We start from the raw sequence: 17,346 nt of genomic DNA, 5'->3' as shown, positions 1-17,346 counted from the left end.
GTGCCGGGGGTGCCGCTCACGTCTTGGTGCGGAACTTGCGGACCGCGAGCGGTGCGGTGAGCGCGGTGATCACCGCCGTCCAGGCCAGCGTCATCCACACCGAGTTGCCGACGGGGGTGCCGTTGATCAGGGCGCGGGCCGCGTCCGCCAGGTTGGAGAGCGGGTTGTAGTCGGTGAACGTCTCCAGCCAGCCGGGCATCGTGTCCGGCGGGGCGAAGATCGACGAGCCGAACTGGAGCGGCATCAGGATGAGCATCCCGATCCCTTGGACGGCCTGCGCGGTGCGCAGGGTCAGCCCCAACAGGATGAAGATCCACATCAGCGACGCCCCGAAGAGCAGCGACAGCGCCATGGCGGCCAGCAGCGCGAGGAAGGAGCCCCCGACCTCCAGACCGAGCAGGAAGCCCATGCCCAGCAGGATGACCATGGCGACGAGCATCCGGCCGGCCTCGATCACGACCTTCGCGATCAGGACGGACGAACGGGCGATCGGCATGGACCGGAAGCGGTCCATCACGCCCTTCTTGAAGTCGTCGTTGACGCCCGAGCCGACCGCCATGGCGATCGTCAGGCCCATCATCGCCATCAGCCCGGGCACGACGTAGTTGACGTAGCCCTCCTGGTTGCCCACGCCGGAGATCGCGCCGCCGAAGACGTACACGAACAGCAGCGTGAGGATGATCGGCATCAGCAGGACGTCGAACATCGACTCCGGGTCGTGCTTGATCTGCATGGTGTTGCGGCGGGCCAGCGCTCCGATGTGCCGCAGATTGGCGCGCAGTCCGATGCGGCCCTCGCCCTTGGGGCGGGGCGCGGCGGGCGCCGCCCCGGTCACCTTCGCGCCGCCCTCGGGGCGCACGGGCTTGCTGGTGGTGGTGGCGCTCACGCCGCGACCTCCTCAAGGGTCGTCTGCGACCCGCTCGTCTTCTCTCCCGTGATGGCCAGGAACACCTCGTCCAGGCTCGGCAGGTGCGTGCCGATGTGGGCGATCTCGAAGCCGCGCTCGGCCAGCAGACCGATCACCGCGGTCAGTTGCACGTCGGCCAGGATCGGTACGTACAGCTGGCGCTCTTCGGGCACCGTCCGCACCCCGCCGATCCCGTCGAGGCCGGTCTCGGCCAGCGCCCGCGCCATCTCGGGCAGGTCGGCCGGGTCGCTCGGGCGGACGACCAGCGCCCGTCCGCCGACCTTGGCCTTCAGCTCCTCCACGCCGCCGCTGGCGACGACCCGGCCCCGGTCGATGACGGTCAGCTCGTGCGCGAGCTGCTCCGCCTCCTCCATGTACTGCGTGGTCAGCAGCACCGTGGCGCCCTCGGAGACCATGGAGCGGACCTCGTCCCACACCTCGTTGCGGGTCCGCGGGTCGAGACCGGTGGTCGGCTCGTCGAGATAGAGCACCGCGGGCCGCCCGATCATCGACGCGGCCAGGTCGAGCCGGCGCCGCATGCCGCCGGAGTACTGGGCGGCGGGCCGCCTCGCCGCCTCGGTGAGGGAGAAGCGCTCCAGCATCGCGTCGCTGCGGGCCCGTGCGTCCTTGCGCGACAGGTCGAGCAGCCGGCCGATCATGTACAGGTTCTCCCAGCCGGACAGCTTCTCGTCGACGGAGGCGTACTGGCCGGTCAGCCCGATGACGCGGCGCAGCGCCCGGGGCTGGTGCACCACGTCGTAGCCGGCGACGGTCGCGGTCCCGGCGTCCGGGACGATCAGGGTGGACAGGCAGCGCACGAGGGTGGTCTTGCCGGCTCCGTTGGGGCCGAGCACACCGAGCACGGTGCCCTCGCGGACGTCGACGTCCACCCCGTCCAGCGCCTTCGTCTCCCCGTAGTGCTTGACCAGCCCCCGCACCTCGACGGCGGAGCCCCCGGTGCGGTGCGGGTTCTTGTCGTTTCGCTTCATGTGGTCCACGGTGCCGGCAGCCGCCGACAGCTCACCGACAGCCCGCCGACATGCCGCCGGCAGGGGCCGTGGACGGCCGACAGCCCGCCGACGGGGGAAGATCGGCGGGCTGTCGTCTGTGCCGGGGGTGGCCTCGGGGTGCCGCGGGATTCAGCCGCGGGCCTCAGTGGAAGGTGTGCTCTTCCTGCGGGAAGGCGCCGCCCACGACGTCGTCGGCGAACGCCTTCGCGGCGTCGCCCAGGGTGCGGCGCAGATCGGCGTACTGCTTGGTGAACCGGGGCACCTTGCCGCCGGTCAGGCCCGCCATGTCCGTCCAGACCAGGACCTGGGCGTCGGTGTCGGGGCCGGCGCCTATCCCGATCGTCGGGATGTGCAGCGAGCGGGTGACCTCGGCGGCCAGCTCGGCGGGGACCAGTTCCAGCACGAGGGCGAAGGCGCCCGCGTCCTGGGCGGCCTTGGCGTCCCGCAGCAGCCGGTGCGCGGCCTCGTCGTCGCGGCCCTGCACCCGGTAGCCCATGGTGTTCACGGACTGCGGGGTCAGGCCCAGGTGGGACATGACGGGGATGCCGGCCTGCACGATCAGCTCGGTCTGCGGCAGCGAGCGCTCGCCGCCCTCCAGCTTCACGGCCCCGACGCCGGCGTCCTTGACCAGCCGGGTGGCGTTGCGCAGGGCCTGCACCGGCCCTTCCTGGTACGAACCGAACGGCAGGTCGCCGACGACGAGGGCGCGCTGCGTGCCGCGCACCACCGCGGCGGCCAGCAGCGTCATCTCGTCCATGGTGACCGGGACGGTGGTGTCGTACCCGAGGTGGGTGTTGCCCATGGAGTCGCCGACGAGGACGACGGGGATGCCCGCCTCGTCGAAGACGGACGCGGTCATCGCGTCGTAGGCGGTGAGCATGGGCCACTTCTCGCCGCGGGCCTTGGCGGCGGCGATGTCGTGGACGGTGATGCGACGAGTGCCCTTGCCCCCGTACAGCGCCTTGCTGCTGTCTGCGGGCTTCTGGGCAGCCTGAAGCGTCATGGCTGCGGCTCCTAACGTCATCTCGTGGCGCCCTGACGGCGTCCCCGGATCACCTCCCATGGTGGCACTTCGTGCCGCACCGTGAAAAGACCGGGGGCCGTTCGGTGACGCCCCGTGACGTCATGTGCCCGACCCGCCCGCACCCGATGGGGTCCGGGCCCGGTGTGATGCGTCCGTCACACCGGCACCACCTGCGCCGATACGAGGAACCGGGACGCGCCCCGCGACCGTCATCCGGAGCGTACGGCCGCCCCGGGGCGGCACGGGAAGTACCGTCATCGCCTAGTGTCGGGGCCGAAGCTGGTGTGTGGCGGCGCAAGGCAGTGAGGAAAAGCTCTTATGGTGCAGGCGTACGAAGCTGAGACGGAGAGCGGCGACCCGAAGGACCCGGTCACCCCAACCCGATCCCGGCTCCGTGGCCTGGGGCCGTTCCGCAGTTGGCGCGGGGACCCGGGGATCTGGCGGCGCGGCGTCGTCCTCGGCGTGTGCGCTGTCCTCGTCGCCCTCCTGACGGGGCTTCACGCCCACGTGCCCAACCGGATCGGCAACCTGGGCAGCCTCTCCGAGACGTTCCTGCCGTGGCTCACGGTGGTGACCGTGCCGCTGTTGCTGCTGGGGGCGCTGTGGCGGCGGTCGGCGACCGCGCTGATCGCCCTGCTGCTGCCCGTCCTCGTCTGGTTCAACCTCTTCGGCGGTCTGATCACCGACAAGTCCACCGGGGGCGGCGATCTGACGGTCGCTTCGCACAACGTCAACGCGGACAACCCCGATCCGGAGCGCACCGCGAAGGACGTCGCCGCGTCGGGCGCGGACGTCCTGGCGCTCCAGGAGTTGGCCCAGGGCCAGGTCTCCGCGTACCGCGACGCGCTCGCGGACACGTACAAGTACCACGCGGTGCAGGGCACGGTGGGCCTGTGGAGCAAGTACCCGCTCACCGACGTCGCCCCCGTCGACATCCGCCTCGGCTGGACCCGCGCGATGCGCTCCACGGTCGTCACGCCCCAGGGCGAGGTCGCGGTGTACGTGGCCCACATGCCGTCCGTACGGGTCAAGATGCGCGCGGGCTTCACCGCGAGCGAACGCGACCGCAGCGCGGACGCGCTCGGCGAGGCGATCTCGCGGGAGCGGGTGGCGGGGGTCGTGCTGCTGGGCGACCTCAACGGCACGATGAACGACCGCGCGCTCAAGTCCGTCACGTCGCAGATGCGGTCGACGCAGGGCGCTGCGGGGGACGGCTTCGGCTTCAGCTGGCCGGCGTCGTTCCCGATGGCGCGGATCGACCAGATCCTGGTGCGGGATGTCGAACCGGTCTCCTCCTGGACCCTCCCTCGCACGAACAGCGACCACTTGCCGGTGGCAGCGAGCATCCGGCTCTGACGGTTCGCCATGCGGCGGGCTCGGCGGCTGATCCGTCCGCCGTGCCCCTGCGGGAGCGTTGGTCTCTGCGGCCTGTCTGTGGCTCGTCGCGCAGTTCCCCGCGCCCCTAGGTTCCCGAGGTGCTTGGATCCACCAGCCGGCACTTGGGACGACGGGGGCAGCGAAACAGGGGCGCGGGGAACTGCGCGACAAGCCCACCACCGGGCCGCAGAGACCAACGCTCCCGCAGGGGAACGGCGCTGGATTCCCGCAAGGCGCGCGAGCGCCAAGGCGCGGGTTACGGGGCGTGCTCGCGCCAGTGGTTGGTGATCGGCAGGCGACGGTCCTTGCCGAAACCCTTCGCCGAGATCTTCGCCCCCGGCGGATACTGCCGCCTCTTGTACTCCGCCGCATCCACCATCCGCAGCGTCCGCACCACCAGCTCCTCCCCGAACCCCGCCGCCACGATCGCCTCCTTCCCCTGGTCCCGGTCCACGTACAGCTCCAGCAGCCGGTCCAGGACGTCGTAGTCCGGCAGGGAGTCCGTGTCGACCTGGCCGGGGCGGAGTTCCGCGCTCGGGGGCTTGGTGAGGGACGCCTCCGGGATCGGCGGGGTCTGGCCGCGGTCCCGCGCCGCCGCGTTGCGCCACGCGGCGAGGCGGTACACCGCCGTCTTGTAGACGTCCTTGATGGGGCCGTACGCGCCGACGGAGTCGCCGTACAGCGTCGAGTAGCCCACCGCCAGCTCGGACTTGTTGCCCGGGGCGAGGACGAGGTGGCCCTCCTGGTTGGAGAGCGCCATCAGCAGGGTGCCGCGCAGCCGGGACTGGAGGTTCTCCTCGGCGAGCCCGGTGAGGCCCAGCGCGTTCATGTACGCGTCGAACATCGGCTCGATCGGCACCGTGCGGTAGTTCAGCCCGGTGCGGCAGGCCAGTTCCGCCGCGTCGTCCTTGGAGTGCTCGGAGGAGTACTTCGACGGCATGGAGACTCCGTACACGTTCCCTGCCCCCACCGCGTCGCAGGCGATCGCGGCGACCAGCGCCGAGTCGATGCCGCCGGAGAGCCCGACCAGCACCGAGCGGAAGCCGTTCTTCGCGACGTAGGCGCGCAGCCCCACGACGAGCGCCGAGTACACCTCCTCGTCGTCGGCGAGCCGCTCGGCGTACCCGCCGGTCAGCTCCGGGTCGTACGTCGGCACCGGCTCCTCGCTGATCACGACGTGGTCGACGCGCAGCCCGTCGTCGACGATGCCGGAGGGCGCCTCGCCGGCGGCCGGCAGCTCCAGGTCGAGCACCACGCAGCCCTCCGCGAACTGCGGGGCCCGCGCGACGACCCCGCCGGCCGCGTCCACGACGATCGAGTCGCCGTCGAAGACGAGTTCGTCCTGGCCGCCGATCATCGCGCAGTACGCCACCGTGCACCCGGCTTCCTGCGCGCGCTTGCGCACCAGCTCCAGCCGGGTGTCGTCCTTGTTGAGCTCGTACGGGGACGCGTTGATGGAGACCAGCAGCCCGGCCCCGGCGGTCCGGGTCGCCGGCACCCGGCCGCCGTCCTGCCACAGGTCCTCGCAGATCGCGAGCGCCACGTCCACGCCGCGCACCCGGACCACGGGCAGGGTGTCGCCGGGGACGAAGTAGCGGAACTCGTCGAAGACGCCGTAGTTCGGCAGGTGGTGCTTGGCGAAGGTGAGCACCACCTCGCCGCCGTGCAGCACCGCCGCCGCGTTGCGGGGCGCGCCCGCGGGCTGGCCGTACGCCGGCCGGGCGCTCTCGCTGCGGTCGAGGTAGCCGACGACGACCGGCAGCGCGCCGAAGCCCTCGTCGGCCAGGCGCACGGCCAGCTCGCGCAGGGCCGCCCGGGACGCGTGCACGAAGGAGGAGCGCAGGGCGAGGTCCTCGACCGGGTAGCCGGTGAGCACCATTTCGGGGAAGGCGACCAGGTGGGCGCCCTGCTCGGCGGCGTGCCGGGTCCAGCGCACGATCGCCTCGGCGTTCTGGGCGAGGTCGCCGACGGTTGCGTCGATCTGGTTCAGGGCGAGACGAAGTTGGGGCACGTCCCCAGTCTAATCGTCTTTCTGACGCGATGTCCTGGGGTGCGGGTGCGGGACGCCCCGTGAGAGCGCTGCGGGGGCGCCCCGCACCCGGCCCGTCAGGGTCCTACTTGCGGTAGCCCAGCACGGTCATCATGCCGGCCTCCGCGTGGTACACGTTGTGGCAGTGGATCATCCACAGGCCCGGGTTGTCGGCGTCGAAGTCCGCGGTCAGCGTGCCGTTCGGCAGGATCACCGCGGTGTCCTTGCGCGGCCCGTTCGCCACGTTCGCCAGCCCGAAGGTGTGGCCGTGCAGGTGCAGCGGGTGCCACATCCCGGTCGGGTTGCTGAAGACCAGCCGCACCCGCTCGCCCGCCCGGACCTCGTGCCGCTGGTCGGGCGTGTACGGCTTGCCGTCGAAGGCCCAGTCGTACTTGGCCATCCCGCCCGAGAGCTTGATCTTGATCTCCCGGTCGGGCTTCTTGGCCGGCAGCGCGACGGAGGCGTCCGCCCGCAGCTTGTCCGCGGTCAGCACCCGCTTGGTGAGCTCCGCGGGACGCACGGTGGCCGCCGGCGCCGCCCCGCTCCCGGTGCGCAGCACCGCCAGCGCGGTCGCGTTCTTCCCCTCGGCCAGGGCGACCAGCGGGAAGACCCCGTCGCCGGCCGTCACCAGCACGTCGTACCGCTCGCCCATGCCCAACAGCACGGCGTCCGTCTTCGCGTGCTGGACGGGGAAGCCGTCGGTGTGGGTCACGGTCAGCTCGTGCCCGCCGAGGGCGATGCGGAAGGCGGTGTCCCCGCCCGCGTTGATGATCCGCAGCCGGATCCGCTCGCCGGGCTTGGCCGCGAAGGACGCCGGGTCCTGCGGCGTGCGACCGTTGACCAGGTAGTGCGGGTACGCCACGTCACCCGCGTCCCCGCCCAGCAGGTCGCTCTTCGCGCCCATCATCATCCGGGACGGGCCCTGGGGGCCGGGGGAAGCAGTCGACTTCGCAGACTTCGCGGACACCGTGCTCATGCCGCCGTGGCCCGCGTGCCCGCCGCCGGACATGCCCTTGCTCAGCTCCTTGAGCACCGCGTCCGGGGTGGAGCCCTCGATGCCGTCGACCCAGTCGTCCAGGACGATGACCCACTCCTTGTCGTACTTCAGCGGCTCCTTGGGGTCCTCGATGATCAGCGGGGCGTACAGGCCGCGGTCCTGCTGGACGCCCGAGTGGGGGTGGAACCAGTACGTGCCCGGGTGCGGGACGGCGAAGCGGTACTCGAAGGTGCCGCCCGCCTTGATCGGCTTCTGCGTGAGGTCGGGGACGCCGTCCATGTCGTTGCGCAGGGCCAGCCCGTGCCAGTGCAGGGATGTCGTCTCGGGCAGGTTGTTGGCCAGGGTGAGGGCGAGCGTGTCGCCCGCGGTGACCCGGACCTCCTGGCCGGGCAGCCGGCCGTCGTACGCCCAGGTCTTCACGGCCAGGCCGCCGCCCAGGTCCAGCGTGGCGGCGGTGGCCGTCAGCTTGACCTTGCGCTCGGGGCCGCCGCGGCGCTTGGCCTCGGCGTCCTGGACCTCCTTGCCGTCGGGCTCCACGAACCCGGCCGGCTGCGCCTTCGCGCCGCCCCCGCCGCCGGTGTGCCCGGCGTGACCGCCGCTGCCGCCGTCGGAGCTGGAGCAGGCCGCCAGGACGCCCGTCCCGGCCACGGCGAGCGACGCCCCGAGGATGGAGCGGCGCGTGATGTGAGTCGTCATGATGCAAGCACCTCGTGCTGTGTGAAGTCGGTGAGAGCCGGCTCGTACCGGCTGGAAGTCGTGCGGATCCGTCGCGCCTGCCGCCCCTCGGGCGGCACGCACGCTCCCAGGGGCTGTCTTACGGATCTTGCTGGGCTCCCGTGCCCTGGTGCCGCGCCTCGCCGCGTTGTCGTCGGTCGCCGACGCTCCGCGTCGACTCCCTCCTCCGCCTTGAGATCCACGGCACCAGACCCCTCCCCCTACGCCCGGAGGGCGTGGGGGGACCCCCACGCTGATCCAGCCTGATCCGAAAGAAGCCCCTAGATCCGCAGCACCGACAACTGCGCGAGGCGTATGCGCTCGGGGGGCGGACCGGCCCGCACTTGGGGCAGGGCGGCGCCGACGGCCTTGAGGCGGGCGGTGAGGTGACCGGCGCGCCGGCGCAGCCACGCGGCGGCGGCCACGAGCAGGGCCAGGCCCCAGGCGCCGAGGACGGCGAGGCACACGAGCGTGGGGTCCATCACACCGGGCTCGGGTGTCGAGTCCTGCACGAGGGGCGGGGCGGCACGGTCCGCGACGTGGGTCGCGGGGGCGCTGCCGTGTCCGGTGGACGCCGCGTGGGCGACTGCGCCCGGGCCCGAGTGCCCCGAAGCGGGGTGGCCGACGGTGTGCATCGTGGTGATGCCGAACAGCAGCGCGAGGAACAGCAGGAGCTGTCCCCTCCGCGTGCCCGAACGCTTCACCATGATCCGCATCTTACCCCCACCGGGTATCCGTCCCGGGAGGGGCGGTGTCGGGTGCGCGATCATGGGGTGATGATCGCCGCCGCCCTCATAGCCATCGGCGCCCTCGCCTACACCGCCTGGGTGCTCGAAGTCGTCCTGTCGACCGGGCTCGACCCGATCCAGACGTACGTGAGCGAACTCGCGGCGGCCGATCAACCGCTCGGCGGCCTCTTCCGCGCCACGGACCTCGCCGCCGGCTCCCTCGTCCTCGTCGGGGCGGTCCTGGCGCTGGCGCGGACGCCGCGCAGACCGTGGGCGCTGATCGGCTGGGGCGGGGTGGCGCTCTTCGGCGCCGCGACCGCCGTCGACTCCCGACTGCCCCTGAGCTGCACCCCCACCGCGGACCCCGAGTGCGCCGCCCGCGAGACCGCGGGCCTCGTGCCCGCCACCCACACCGCGCACGCCGTGAGCAGCTCGCTGGCGATGACGGGTGCGCTGATAGGGATCGTGGGGCTCACCGTCGCCGCGCGGCGGTACGGCTGGTGGCCCGCACTCGCCCGCTTCGGACCCCCGCTGGTCGCGCTGGAACTGATCGCGACCGGGTGGACCCTGGCGTCCGTCGCGGCCTTCGAAGCGGGGCGCGGCACCTGGGCCCTCGGTGCGGGACAGCGGCTGCAAGTCCTCCTCGTGGCAGTCTGGTTGGGTCTGCTCGCCCTGTCGATGGCGCGGGCGGCGAAGGAGCCGAGGGCGGTGGCACGGTGATGTTCGTACGGGTCGACGGCGTGGCGCACCACGTGGTCGTCGAAGGCACGGGGCCGGTCTGCGTGCTCAGCGCGGGGCTCGGGCTCGGCTGGTTCGACTGGGACCCCGTCGTACCGCTGCTCGCACCGCACCGCACCGTCGTCCGCTTCGACCGCCCCGGGCACGGGCTCAGCGCGACCGCGGACGCACCGCCCACCGCGGCGGGGGAGGCCCGTCGCATCGCCCGGCTGCTCGACGCGCTCGGCTGCGGCGAGGGTCCCGTCACCGTCGTCGGGCACTCCGTCGCCGGATTCCACGCGGAGGCGTTCGCCCGGCTGTACCCCGACCGTACGAGCGGGGTCGTCCTCGTCGACTCCAGCGTGGAGGAACGGGCCCGCACCCCCGCCGCGCCCCGCGCCCGTACGACCGCGGCCCGCGCCGCGGCGGCGGTGCTGAGCGCGGCCGGCGTCCCCGCGACCTTCGGGCCGCCGGCGCGACGGCTCGCCGTCCGGCTCTCCCGCGCCCACGGGGCCGATCCCGCCCCCGCGGAGCTGGTGCGCGGCGTCTACGGGACCTCGCGCGTCCTGCGCGGCGCGCTCCTGGAGAACGCGCACTACCTGGACGTCGCGGCGCAGCTGCTGGCGCTGCGCCAGCGCCACCCGCTGCCCGCGGACGCCTCGCTCACCGTGCTCGCGGCGACCGCCGGCGGCCGACGCTGGACGACCCGCCAACGAGAACTCGCCCTCCTGCTCGGCGCCCGCTTCGAGGCCATCGCCGCCGCGGGCCACCTCCTGATGCTGGACCGCCCGGAGGCGGTGGCCCGCGCGGTGCTGCGGGTAGCCCTGCGGGCGCCTTAGCGGGCGCGGCGTCGCCGTGGCGGCCTGGCAACCTTGGCGTCTGCGACCCGGTGGTGGCTTGCTCGCGCAGTTCCGCCCCCTTGCCCTTGCGGGCACGGGGGACTCCAGCGCCCCTGACCACACCGCCGTAGCCCTGCGGCTGCGCTGGTCTCTGCGGCCCGGTGGGTGACTGGTCGCGCAGTTCCCCGCGCCCCTGGGTACCCGTGCCCGAGGCCCTTGGGTTCAACAGCCAGCACTTGGAACGGCAGGGGGAGCACATCAGGGGCGCTGGGGGTCCCCCCACGCCCTCTGGGCGTAGGGGGCGGAACTGCGCGAACAAGCCCCACCGGCCCGCGGAGACCAACGCTCCCGTATGGCTACGGCGGTGCTGTCAGGGGCGCTGGGGGGTGCCACCACGCCCTCGGGGCGTAGGGGCGGAACTACGCGACCAGCCACAGACGGGCCGCAGACGCCAAGGCTGCTTGGCCACCACGGCGTGACCGCGCCCGCTCAAGCAACCGCAAGCCGCAGCGCGTCAGCCGCGTGCGTACACGTGCTCCATCCACGCCGCGAGCTGCTCGTCCGACAGGTGCTGCGCGAGGTCCGCCTCGCTGATCATCCCGATCAGCCGCTTGTTCTCGATCACCGGCAGCCGGCGGATCTGGTGCACCTCCATCTCCTGGAGCACCTCGTCCACGTCCGAGCCGGCGTCTATCCAGCGGGGCGTACCCTGGGCCATGTCGCCCGCCGTGACCTGCGCGGGGTCATGGCCGAGCGCGACGCAGCCGACGACGATGTCGCGGTCGGTGAGGATGCCGCAGAGACGTTCCCGGGAGTCCGCGATGGGCAGCGCGCCCACGTCCAGCTGACGCATCAGCTGCGCGGCCCGGTCGAGCGTTTCGTGCGCCGGGATCCACTGCGCCCCGGCGTGCATGATGTCCTTCGCGGTGGTCATGGCGTTCGGTCCTCCTGACGGCCGACGGCGGCCCGACGCCCACGTGACGGCCGGACCCGTACGCCACTTCATGGTCGGGGGCCGGCAGCGGGGGCGCGACCGGTGCGAACCGGGTGTAGGCCAAACGGGTGAACGTGCACGCCGTCGGGCGCCCGCCCGCGGGTTGTGGGGGCGCGGAGCCCACCACAACCCCCGCGGGGACCTCAGGTCCGGGGCTGCGCGCCCCGCTTCTTCAGCATGCTCACCATCAGCTCCACCTCGGACTGCTGCCCGGTCACCATGCCCTTCGCCAGCTCCTGCTCCGCGCCGGGCTCGCACAGGTCCACACAGCCCTGGGCCATCGCGACCCCGCCGTTGTGATGGGTGATCATCAGCTGGAGGTACTCGATCTCCGCGGCCTTGCCGCTGAGCTTCCCGAGCTGCTCCAGCTGCTCGGAGGTGGCCATGCCGGGCATCATCGCGTCGCCCGCGGGGGCTCCGTGGCCGGCGTGGTCGCCGCCCTCCTTCGCCATCCACTCCATGGGCTCGCGGTCCGTGGCGATCTGCGACAGGCCCCACATGTCCAGCCAGCCCTGCATCATGCCGCGCTGGTTGGCCTGGGTGTTGATGATGTCGTACGCCAGCCGGCGCACGTCCTCGTCCCGCGTGCGTTCGCGCACGATGAACGACATCTCCACCGCCTGCTGGTGGTGGACGGACATGTCGCGGGCGAATCCGGCGTCCGCGGAGTCGGTGGAGGGGGTCTTCGGCCCGCCGCCGTCGCCCGCGGAGGCCACCGTCGCCGCGCCGGCGAAGAGCAGCGCCAGGACGACCGCGGCGACCGCCACCCAGTGCGTACGGGTCAGGGAGTTCACTTGCCGGTCACTCCGCCCGCGCACGAGGCGCCCTTCTCGGGGGTCTGCTCACCGAGGACGTACTTGTCGAAGAACTTCTCCACCCGGTCGTCCTTCGCGGAGTCGACCGTGAGCTGCTTGCCCCACGCGGACAGCATGATGGCGCCCGCCTGGTCCTTGTAGGGGCTGATCATGGAGTACGGGGTCTTCTTGACCTTCTTCTCCAGGGTGGAGACGTCGTCCTTGGACGCCTTGTCCGTGTAGGTGACCCAGACCGCGCCGTGCTCCAGCGAGTGCACCGCGTTCTCGTTGGGGACGGCCTCCTTGTAGACCTTGGCGTCGCAGTCCATCCACGCCTGGTGGTGGTCGCCGCCGACCGGGGGCTTGTCCGGGTAGCTGACGGCGCCGTCGACGTGGGTGCGGCCGAGCTTCTTCGCGTCCCACTCCTTCACGCCGGTGATCGGGTCCTTGCTCGCGGCGACCTTCTTCGCGTCCTCTTCGTTCTCGTTGTTGATCACGTAGACGCCGAAGCCGACCAGACCGGCCACCACGATGCCGCTGATGCCGATGGTGAGGATGCGGTTCCGCCGCTCGCGCGCCGCCTCGATCTTGCGCATCGCCTCTATTCGGGCGCGGCGGTCGTGGGCGGCGGCGTTCTTCGAGGAGGGCCTGGAGGTCTTACGGGAAGCCATGGGAGTGCGTCCTTCGTCGTGGGGTGATCGCCTTGCCAAGAGGCTGCGACCTTCTGGGGGATGGGGCAAGGGTGCGGTGCGCCGGGTCGTAGGACGCGTCCTAGATCCGGAGCACCTGAAGGACGTGCAGGCCGGGGGCGCGCGGCAGGGCGTCCGAGTGCGGGCGCCCGCCGACGGCGGCGGGTGCCTGCGGCTCCGCGGGCAGTTCCCCGGCGAGGGGAGGGGCGTCCAGCGGCGGCGCGGTGAGGACTGCGGGCCCGATCGCCGGCCGCAGTCCGCAGGCGCCGCCGTCGTGCGGACAGGAGTACGTCGGCACGGCGCGGTCCGCGACGGGCGCGTGCTCGTCGGCCGGGACGCTCAGACAGAGGAAGAGCGCGCCGAGGAGCGTCGCCGCGGCACTCAGCAGTGCCACGGGACGCGTGGTGCGCGCGAGGCGGCCGAGCCGTTGACCCCCCATGTCCGCAGATCGTAGCGAGCGCATCCGCCCCGTACGTCATACGGGGCGGCAATCGGCTCGTCGCACTGCTCGACGCAGGGGCCTCGGACTCGTCTCACGGTGCCCGCTGACACACAATGGGGCTCAGTCGGGGGTTCGCAACGTGCCGGAAACCCGTGGATGCGATGCTCCGGGAAGCAGGTCTGGCTCGGCCGGCAAGGATTGGGTGGAAGTGGAAATGGACAAGCAGCAGGAATTCGTCCTCCGTACGCTGGAGGAGCGCGACATCCGCTTCGTGCGCCTGTGGTTCACCGACGTGCTCGGATTCCTGAAGTCCGTGGCCGTCGCCCCCGCCGAGCTAGAACAGGCGTTCGATGAGGGGATCGGCTTCGACGGCTCCGCCATCGAGGGCTTCGCCCGGGTGTACGAGTCCGACATGATCGCCAAGCCCGACCCCGGCACCTTCCAGATCCTGCCGTGGCGCGCGGAGGCCCCCGGCACGGCCCGGATGTTCTGCGACATCCTGATGCCCGACGGCTCGCCCTCCTTCGCCGACCCCCGCTACGTCCTCAAGCGCATCCTCGCCAAGACCTCGGACCTGGGCTTCACCTTCTACACCCACCCCGAGATCGAGTTCTTCCTGCTGAAGGAGAAGCCCACCGACGGCAGCCGCCCGGTCCCCGCGGACAACTCCGGCTACTTCGACCACACCCCGCAGAACGTCGGCATGGACTTCCGCCGCCAGGCCATCACCATGCTGGAGTCCATGGGCATCTCGGTGGAGTTCAGCCACCACGAGGGTGCTCCCGGCCAGCAGGAGATCGACCTGCGGTACGCGGACGCGCTGTCCACCGCGGACAACGTGATGACCTTCCGTCTGGTGATGAAGCAGGTCGCGCTGGAGCAGGGGGTGCAGGCCACGTTCATGCCGAAGCCGTTCAGCGAGTACCCCGGCTCCGGGATGCACACCCACCTCTCCCTCTTCGAGGGCGACCGCAACGCCTTCTACGAGTCCGGCGCCGAGTACCAACTCTCCAAGGTCGGCCGCTCCTTCATCGCCGGACTGCTGCGCCACGCCGCCGAGATCTCCGCCGTCACCAACCAGTGGGTCAACTCGTACAAGCGCATCTGGGGCGGCTCCGCCCGCAGCGCCGGCGCGGGCGGCGAGGCCCCCTCGTACATCTGCTGGGGCCACAACAACCGCTCCGCACTGATCCGGGTGCCCATGTACAAGCCGGGCAAGATGGGCTCCTCCCGCGTCGAGGTCCGCTCCATCGACTCGGGCGCCAACCCGTACCTGACGTACGCGGTGCTGCTCGCCGCCGGCCTGCGCGGCATCGAAGAGGGCTACGAACTGCCGCCCGGCGCCGACGACGACGTCTGGGCCCTCTCCGACGCCGAACGCCGCGCGATGGGCATCGAACCGCTGCCGCAGAACCTGGGCGAGGCGATCTCCCTGATGGAACGCAGCGAGCTGGTCGCCGAGACGCTGGGCGAGCACGTCTTCGACTTCTTCCTGCGCAACAAGAAGCAGGAGTGGGAGGAGTACCGCTCCGAGGTCACCGCGTTCGAACTGCGCAAGAACCTTCCTGTGCTGTAAGCCCAGGTCGAAGTGCTTCCATGCTGATGCGGCGGGCGGGACCGGTCGCTGGAGCTTTCCGTGTTCGCGATCACCATTTGGGCAGGCCGCCCCGTGAAAGCGAATGATTCCTTTAAGGTTCCGCCTTGCAGGCTGCGCGGGCTGCGCCGACCACGGCGACCGCATCCTTGTATGAGATCTTGAGCTTCTCCTTGGTCTCTCGCGTGACATCTAAGACGCCGCTGATGACACCGCCCACACCGCCGTTGTCATCGGCGGTGCAGATCGCGTTGCCCTGCCTGACGAGTTCCTCGTCGCTGACTTCGGAGGGCTTGTTCCTGGTGTTCTCAAGGAGGTCGAAGAAGATCTTTTGTCTGGCTCCGATCAGTTCATTGATGCTGGAGGCGCTGGTCGTTGCACGGCCCGATGGGCCGGACTCGCCATCGGTTGTGCCGCAGGCAGTCATGATGACCATTCCCATGATTGCGGCGCCAAAGGTGAAAACTCTCTTCGTCATCTTCCCTTGAACTCCCTGTGTCAGTGAATCACTGCTAGGGCGCAACCGGCACCGGCGGGCAGATGGTCAGCTCGTGGCTGATAGCTTGCAGGCCGGTCGAGAAAGGTGCATTCCTCCCCTTTGTGTTCACGGCAAGGGATCCAATGCCCAGGGAAATCATCGCTGTTCCCGCCCCCCATGTCGCCTCACTGCTCATGCCGCACCAAGGTTGCAGAAATACCGTACAAGTGAGAAGCGGGGGAGAGGGGTGGCCTTGATGTGGTGCCTGGAAATTTCATTCCCAGGTACAAGGTCGGGTGCATCTTTCGATGTATTCCACGGGGACGGTGTGTGGACGCGGACGGCGTGGCGCCGCCCCTGGCCGGAGTGCTGCCAGCCGACTTTCAGGGGGCGGGCCGGCCCGCGGGGCTTCCGCGGCACGGGCAACGCCGCCATCCGCGATCACGTGGAGCTGGGACTCGCGCTGCGGGTGGCGGGGCGCGAGGACGACGTCCTGAGCTGAGGGGGCACGTCAAGTTCCGTCAGTGGAGGGGCGTTTGGGGCCGGGATGGCGGTCCGGTGGCGACCCCGGATGGTCTAATGCGGGGTGCTGATCCGTACGAGCACGCGTGCGCGCCGTGAGCGCCCCGACCCCGAGGACGGTCCGATGAGCGCTGACGCGCACCAGGTCGACTCCGCCGAGCAGAGCCGCGAGGGGGCCGGGGGGATCGGCCGGATCGACACCAGCAGGGCCCATCCGGCCCGTGTCTACGATTTCTTCCTCGGCGGGAAGGACAACTTCCCCGCCGACCGGGAGGCGGCGAAGGCGGCGCTCGCCGCCGAGCCCCGCGGGTTCCTGAACGTGCGGCACAACCGGGACTTCCTGCGCCGCGCGGTCACGTACCTGACGGCACAGGCCGGCATCCGGCAGTTCCTCGACGTCGGCACCGGGCTGCCCACGCAGGAGAACGTGCACCAGATCGCACAGCGCATCGCCCCCGAGTCCCGGGTGGTGTACGTGGACAACGACCCCGTCGTCCTCGCGCACGCCCGCGCCCTGCTCGCCACCGGGCCGGAGGGCCGCACCGACTACATGGAGTACGACCTGCGCGACTGGGAGGCGATCCTCGCGGAGGCCGCGCGGACGATCGACTTCGACCGGCCGGTGGCGCTGGTGCTCGCCGCCGTACTGCACTTCGTGCCGGGCGAGGAGGCGCACGCCGTCACGGCGGGGCTCCTGGACGCCCTGCCGTCCGGCAGCGCGCTGGTGCTCAGCCATCTGACGGACGACCTGAACCCGGTGCAGGTCGGGAACGTCGCCAAGGCGTTCAAGGAGCGGGGCTTCTCGATGGTGCGGCGGCCCCGGGCCGAGATCGGGCGGTTCGTCGCCGACAACGGGCTGGAGCTGGCCGAGCCCGGCATCGTCCCCGTGCACCGCTGGCGCCCGACCGACCTGGTCGACCGGGCCAAGGTGCTGGAGGCGGACCAGGCGTACGTCGACGGTCTGGAGGACGTCGACCGGACCAAGTACCAGGGCATCGACGACGTGACGGACGCGGACATCAACCTCTACGCCCTCGTCGCCCACAAGCCCTGACGCCCACCGCTCCCCTCCGAGTCGTCCTGTCGACATGCGGATCCGGCCGGGTGCGGTGACCCTGGAACTGACGGGGGAGCAAAGCGGCGAAAGGGTGACCCCATGTCCGTCATGGACAAGCTCAAGCAGATGCTGAAGGGCCACGAGGCCCAGGCCGACAAGGCGGTCGACAAGGCGGGAGACGCCGCCGATGCCAAGACGCAGGGCAAGTACAGCGGCCAGGTCGACCAGGCGCAGGACAAGCTGAAGGGGCAGTACGGCACGGGCGACCAGCCGCCGCGGACCTGAGTACGGAGGGCGCCGCGCTGTCGGCACCGGACCGCGCGACGGCGCGTGCGGCGGCCCGGGCCGGGGGAGAGCCACACCTCACCGCCAACGACATCGGCCACCTCACCCTCCGCACCGCCACCCCCCTCGCCCTCGACCCCTACACCCAC

18 protein-coding genes are annotated in these 17,346 nt (G+C 71.3%); 7 read left to right on the top strand and 11 right to left on the bottom strand.

The genetic code is table 11. From position 1 onward, the window contains the following. Positions 1 to 16: 16 nt before the first annotated feature. The 3 genes from AB0E05_RS27390 to panB all read right to left on the bottom strand — a co-directional run bounded on the left by AB0E05_RS27390 (position 17) and on the right by panB (position 2,920). Entirely contained in the window at positions 17 to 835 is an 819-nt protein-coding gene (locus AB0E05_RS27390) for an ABC transporter permease (RefSeq protein ID WP_361968336.1), read from the bottom strand. A gap of 47 nt (positions 836 to 882) precedes the next feature. After that, positions 883 to 1,896 (bottom strand): ATP-binding cassette domain-containing protein, encoded by a 1,014-nt coding sequence (locus AB0E05_RS27385; RefSeq protein WP_361968148.1) that lies wholly within the window; start codon positions 1,894 to 1,896, stop codon positions 883 to 885. Between the two features lie 163 nt (positions 1,897 to 2,059). Beyond that, on the bottom strand, positions 2,060 to 2,920 hold the full coding sequence (panB, locus tag AB0E05_RS27380; protein WP_361968146.1) for a 3-methyl-2-oxobutanoate hydroxymethyltransferase: 861 nt from the start codon (positions 2,918 to 2,920) through the stop codon (positions 2,060 to 2,062). Between the two features lie 339 nt (positions 2,921 to 3,259). Here panB and AB0E05_RS27375 point away from each other — a divergent pair, with 339 nt between their 5' ends. Then, the gene (locus tag AB0E05_RS27375) at positions 3,260 to 4,297 is read left to right on the top strand and encodes an endonuclease/exonuclease/phosphatase family protein (protein ID WP_361968144.1); all 1,038 of its coding nucleotides are present in this window, start codon (positions 3,260 to 3,262) and stop codon (positions 4,295 to 4,297) included. A gap of 277 nt (positions 4,298 to 4,574) precedes the next feature. On the opposite strand, the gene AB0E05_RS27370 is transcribed toward AB0E05_RS27375, so the two are convergent. From AB0E05_RS27370 to AB0E05_RS27360, 3 genes are all read right to left on the bottom strand, one after another. Further along, the gene (locus AB0E05_RS27370; RefSeq protein WP_361968142.1) at positions 4,575 to 6,329 is read right to left on the bottom strand and encodes an NAD+ synthase; all 1,755 of its coding nucleotides are present in this window, start codon (positions 6,327 to 6,329) and stop codon (positions 4,575 to 4,577) included. A gap of 103 nt (positions 6,330 to 6,432) precedes the next feature. Continuing rightward, a complete protein-coding gene (locus AB0E05_RS27365; protein WP_361968140.1) occupies positions 6,433 to 8,040 on the bottom strand; it encodes a multicopper oxidase family protein in 1,608 nt (535 codons plus the stop codon). 299 nt (positions 8,041 to 8,339) lie between these two features. Beyond that, positions 8,340 to 8,765 (bottom strand): DUF6153 family protein, encoded by a 426-nt coding sequence (locus AB0E05_RS27360; protein WP_361968138.1) that lies wholly within the window; start codon positions 8,763 to 8,765, stop codon positions 8,340 to 8,342. Positions 8,766 to 8,834: 69 nt separating this feature from the next. Between AB0E05_RS27360 and AB0E05_RS27355 the strand changes: the two genes are divergently transcribed. Further along, positions 8,835 to 9,506 (top strand): DUF998 domain-containing protein, encoded by a 672-nt coding sequence (locus AB0E05_RS27355; RefSeq protein ID WP_361968136.1) that lies wholly within the window; start codon positions 8,835 to 8,837, stop codon positions 9,504 to 9,506. Continuing rightward, a complete protein-coding gene (locus AB0E05_RS27350) occupies positions 9,506 to 10,342 on the top strand; it encodes an alpha/beta hydrolase (RefSeq protein WP_361968134.1) in 837 nt (278 codons plus the stop codon). Before AB0E05_RS27355 ends, AB0E05_RS27350 begins: the two co-directional genes overlap by 1 nt. Before the next feature lie 514 nt (positions 10,343 to 10,856). Here AB0E05_RS27350 and AB0E05_RS27345 read toward each other — a convergent pair. The 4 genes from AB0E05_RS27345 to AB0E05_RS27330 all read right to left on the bottom strand — a co-directional run bounded on the left by AB0E05_RS27345 (position 10,857) and on the right by AB0E05_RS27330 (position 13,258). Then, positions 10,857 to 11,276 (bottom strand): CBS domain-containing protein, encoded by a 420-nt coding sequence (locus AB0E05_RS27345; protein WP_361968132.1) that lies wholly within the window; start codon positions 11,274 to 11,276, stop codon positions 10,857 to 10,859. Between the two features lie 203 nt (positions 11,277 to 11,479). After that, positions 11,480 to 12,130, bottom strand: coding sequence for a DUF305 domain-containing protein (locus tag AB0E05_RS27340; protein ID WP_361968129.1), 651 nt, complete (start codon positions 12,128 to 12,130; stop codon positions 11,480 to 11,482). Continuing rightward, positions 12,127 to 12,801: a DUF3105 domain-containing protein gene (locus AB0E05_RS27335; RefSeq protein WP_361968127.1), complete on the bottom strand. Its 675-nt coding sequence runs from the start codon at positions 12,799 to 12,801 to the stop codon at positions 12,127 to 12,129. The genes AB0E05_RS27340 and AB0E05_RS27335 overlap by 4 nt, the downstream gene beginning before the upstream one ends. A gap of 100 nt (positions 12,802 to 12,901) precedes the next feature. Further along, positions 12,902 to 13,258, bottom strand: coding sequence for a hypothetical protein (locus AB0E05_RS27330; RefSeq protein WP_361968125.1), 357 nt, complete (start codon positions 13,256 to 13,258; stop codon positions 12,902 to 12,904). 217 nt (positions 13,259 to 13,475) lie between these two features. On the opposite strand from AB0E05_RS27330, the gene glnA reads away from it, so the two are divergent. Further along, positions 13,476 to 14,837, top strand: a complete 1,362-nt coding sequence (gene glnA / locus AB0E05_RS27325) for a type I glutamate--ammonia ligase (protein WP_361542947.1) — start codon at positions 13,476 to 13,478, stop codon at positions 14,835 to 14,837. Between the two features lie 112 nt (positions 14,838 to 14,949). Here the strand turns inward: glnA and AB0E05_RS27320 are convergent, their stop codons facing one another. Beyond that, positions 14,950 to 15,333 (bottom strand): hypothetical protein, encoded by a 384-nt coding sequence (locus AB0E05_RS27320; RefSeq protein WP_361968123.1) that lies wholly within the window; start codon positions 15,331 to 15,333, stop codon positions 14,950 to 14,952. A 328-nt stretch (positions 15,334 to 15,661) separates the two neighbouring features. Here AB0E05_RS27320 and AB0E05_RS27315 point away from each other — a divergent pair, with 328 nt between their 5' ends. The 3 genes from AB0E05_RS27315 (at position 15,662) to AB0E05_RS27305 (ending at position 17,197) form a co-directional block, all read left to right on the top strand. Next, entirely contained in the window at positions 15,662 to 15,835 is a 174-nt protein-coding gene (locus AB0E05_RS27315; RefSeq protein ID WP_361968121.1) for a hypothetical protein, read from the top strand. Positions 15,836 to 15,979: 144 nt separating this feature from the next. Then, the gene (locus AB0E05_RS27310; RefSeq protein ID WP_361968119.1) at positions 15,980 to 16,909 is read left to right on the top strand and encodes an SAM-dependent methyltransferase; all 930 of its coding nucleotides are present in this window, start codon (positions 15,980 to 15,982) and stop codon (positions 16,907 to 16,909) included. 102 nt (positions 16,910 to 17,011) lie between these two features. Continuing rightward, positions 17,012 to 17,197: an antitoxin gene (locus AB0E05_RS27305; RefSeq protein ID WP_361968117.1), complete on the top strand. Its 186-nt coding sequence runs from the start codon at positions 17,012 to 17,014 to the stop codon at positions 17,195 to 17,197. Positions 17,198 to 17,346 lie beyond the last annotated feature (149 nt).

The organism is Streptomyces sp. NPDC048057 (genome assembly GCF_040653095.1).
Taxonomy (GTDB): Bacteria; Actinomycetota; Actinomycetes; order Streptomycetales; family Streptomycetaceae; genus Streptomyces.
Note: the sequence above shows the minus strand (reverse complement) of the source record. Positions and strands in the feature narration are given on the sequence as shown.